The 2,996-nt window shown below is 71.9% G+C and carries 3 protein-coding genes; 2 read left to right on the top strand and 1 reads right to left on the bottom strand.

What is annotated here, in order from left to right:
* The coding region (locus tag ACE3TL_RS16785) for a glycosyltransferase family 2 protein (protein ID WP_374579801.1) at positions 1-229 on the bottom strand (229 nt) is incomplete at its 3' end.
* Between the two features lie 48 nt (positions 230-277).
* Here ACE3TL_RS16785 and ACE3TL_RS16790 point away from each other — a divergent pair.
* Positions 278-1,951: an ArnT family glycosyltransferase gene (locus tag ACE3TL_RS16790; protein WP_374579803.1), complete on the top strand. Its 1,674-nt coding sequence runs from the start codon at positions 278-280 to the stop codon at positions 1,949-1,951.
* Positions 1,948-2,853, top strand: a complete 906-nt coding sequence (locus ACE3TL_RS16795; protein ID WP_374579802.1) for a hydroxymethylglutaryl-CoA lyase — start codon at positions 1,948-1,950, stop codon at positions 2,851-2,853. Before ACE3TL_RS16790 ends, ACE3TL_RS16795 begins: the two co-directional genes overlap by 4 nt.
* Positions 2,854-2,996 lie beyond the last annotated feature (143 nt).

A 2,996-nucleotide genomic window follows, 5' to 3' on the forward strand; every position in this document is an offset into this window, starting at 1 on the left:
GGCTCTGGCCGGAGTTCTTCGTATGGCCCAGCACGCGAAGCTGGGGGATCTCGGCCTTCAACGCGGTCAGGACAGCGCGGGTGTCATCGCGGCTCTTGTCGTCGACGAAGATCATCTCGTAGTCGCGGCCGGCGAAGGCGGCGGCGATCTCGCGGGCGAGGTCGGGCGCCGCGCCCTCCTCGTCGAACACGGGGACGACCACGGAAATGTCGGGCGTTGATTTGGCCATGCCCCTCCATAGCGGAAAATTCGCCGCGCGAATGCTATCAACGTGGCCATGAGTCTTCAGGCCTATCTGGACCGGTTCAGCCGGGGTTGGCGCGCGCCGGCGATCGCGGCCCTGATCGCTTTCCTGGCCGGGCTTCCCGGCGTCTTCGCCATGCCGCCACTGGACCGCGACGAGAGCCGTTTCGCCCAGGCCACGGCCCAGATGCTGGAGACCGGCGACTTCGTCGTCATCAAGTTCCAGGAGCAGCCGCGGTTCAAGAAGCCGGTGGGCATCCACTGGCTGCAGGCGGCCAGCGTGGCCCTGACCTCCGACGCCGCCGACCGCGAGATCTGGGCCTATCGCCTGCCCTCCCTGCTGGGGGCGATGCTGGCGGCGGCGGCCTGCGCCTGGGGCGCAGCGGCGTTCTTCGGCGGGCCGACCGGGCTGGTCGCCGGGGCGATCCTCGGCTCGACCTTCCTGCTCTCGACCGAGGCCTTCATCGCCAAGACCGACGCCGTGCTGGCCGGGACCACCACCCTGGCGCTGGCGGCGCTGGCCCGCCTCTATGCGGCCTCGCGCGACGGCCCGCCGGCCGGGCGGCTGACACGGCTGCTGTTCTGGCTGGGCCTGTCGGTCTCGATCCTGGTAAAGGGACCGGTCGGGCTGATGGTCGTGACCTTGACCGCGCTCGGCCTCTGGGCCTGGGAGCGCAAGGCGCCCTGGCTGAAGGACCTGGGCTGGATCTGGGGCCTGATCCTGATGGCCGCGATCATCGGCCCCTGGGCGGCGGCGGTGACGGTCGCCACCGACGGCGGCTTCTGGACCACCGCCTTCGGCGCCGATTTCGCGCCCAAGCTGGTCGGCGGCCAGGAAAGCCACGGCGCCCCGCCCGGCTATCACACCCTGCTGACGCCGCTGCTGATCTTCCCCGGAACCCTGCTGCTGCCTGCGGCCCTGGCGCTCGCCTGGCGTGGCCGCGACGAGCCGGGGGTGCGGTTCGCGGTCTGCTGGCTGGTCCCGGCCTTCATCGTCTTCGAGGCGACGCCGACCAAGCTCGTTCACTACACCTTGCCGACCTACGGCGCCTTCGCCTGGCTGATGGCGGCCGCGGTGATGCGGCCGCCGCTGGGCGCGCTGGCCCGCTGGCTGGGGATCGGACTTTGCGCCTTCGTCGGCGTCGTGCTGGGGACGGCGGTGATCTACCTCTATGGCGAGTACGGCGACCCGACCGACCTGCCGGCCGCGATCCTGACCGCGCTGCTGCTGGCCGCGGCGGGGCTGGCCGGCGGCTGGCTCACCTGGCGGCGCGATGCCCTGACGGGCCTGGCCGCCGCCTGCGCTCTCACCATCCTCGGCCACGGGGCCCTGGCCGGCCTGCTGGCGCCGCGGCTCGATCCGCTGTGGCTGTCGAAGCGGACCGAGCGGGCGCTGGAGGCCGCCCGCCTCCTGCCGCGCCAAGGCATCGTGCCGCCGCCGGTCGCCGTCGCCGGCTATGCCGAGCCCAGCCTGGTCTTCGCGCTCGGCACCCCGACCGACCTGGGCGACGTGCCCGAGGCGATCGCCGCCCTGGCCGACGAGCGGCCGGCCGTGGTCGAAGGCCGCGAGCAGGCCGAGTTCGAGGCCGCCCTGCGGCGCAGCGGCGTCAAGGCGCGCGAAGTCGGCAAGATCGAGGGCCTGGATTACTCCAACGGCGACGAAACGACTTTACGGATCTACGCGCCGGTCCCATCTCAATCCCCATGACCCGCTTCATCGAAATCGTCGAGGTCGGCCCGCGCGACGGGCTGCAGAACGAAAAGGCCATCCTGGACGTGGCCCAAAAGCTGGAGTTCATCGGGCGGCTTCAGGCCGCCGGCGCCCGGCGGATGGAGGTGGTCTCGTTCGTCAATCCCAACCGCGTGCCGCAGATGGCCGGGGCCGAGGAGATCATGGCCGCCCTGCCCGCGGGCTCCGGCCTCTCGCGCATCGGCCTGGTGCTGAACATGCGCGGCTGGGACCGCGCGGTCGCCGCCGGCTGCGACGAGGCCAATGTCGTGGTCTGCTCATCCGACGGCTTCGGGGTGCGCAACCAGGGCGCCACCGTGGACGAACAGATCGCCGCCATGCACGCCATCGCCCAGCGCAAGGCTGCGGAGGGCGGCCCCCCGATCTCCGTCACCTTCTCGACCGCCTTCGGCTGCCCGTTCGACGGCGAGGTGCCGCAGGACCGCGTGGTTTCCCTGGCCCGCGAGGCCGCCGCCGCCAAGGTCGACGAGATCGCCCTGGCCGACACCATCGGCGTCGCCGATCCCTGGATGGTCCGCGCCCGCGTCGAGGCGGTGAAGGCGGTGATCGGCGACATCCCCCTGCGCCTGCACTTCCACGACACCCGCAACACCGGCCTGGCCAACGCGTATGCCGGGGTGGAGGCCGGGATCGACATCCTGGACGCCAGTTGCGGCGGCCTGGGCGGCTGCCCGTTCGCGCCGGCCGCGACCGGCAACATCGGCACCGAGGATCTGGTCTACATGCTGGAGCGCGCCGGGTTCGAGACCGGCTACGACATCGCCGCCCTGATCGAGACGGCCCAGTGGATGTCGGGCGTGCTGGACAAACCCATCGCCGCTTCGGTCAGCCGGGCCGGCCTGTTCCCGTCCGCGGCCTGACCAGACTCAGGCGGCGCGGCCGCGCAGGCGCCAGAGCATCGGCCGGATGATCGCCGTACAGACGATGACCGGCGAGAGCAGCAGCGCCACGGCCTGCTGGCCCAGGCCCTTCGCCCGCTTGCGGAAATAGCGCGCCAGGCCCA

The sequence above is a fragment of the Phenylobacterium sp. genome (assembly GCF_041920015.1).
Classification (GTDB): domain Bacteria; phylum Pseudomonadota; class Alphaproteobacteria; order Caulobacterales; family Caulobacteraceae; genus Phenylobacterium.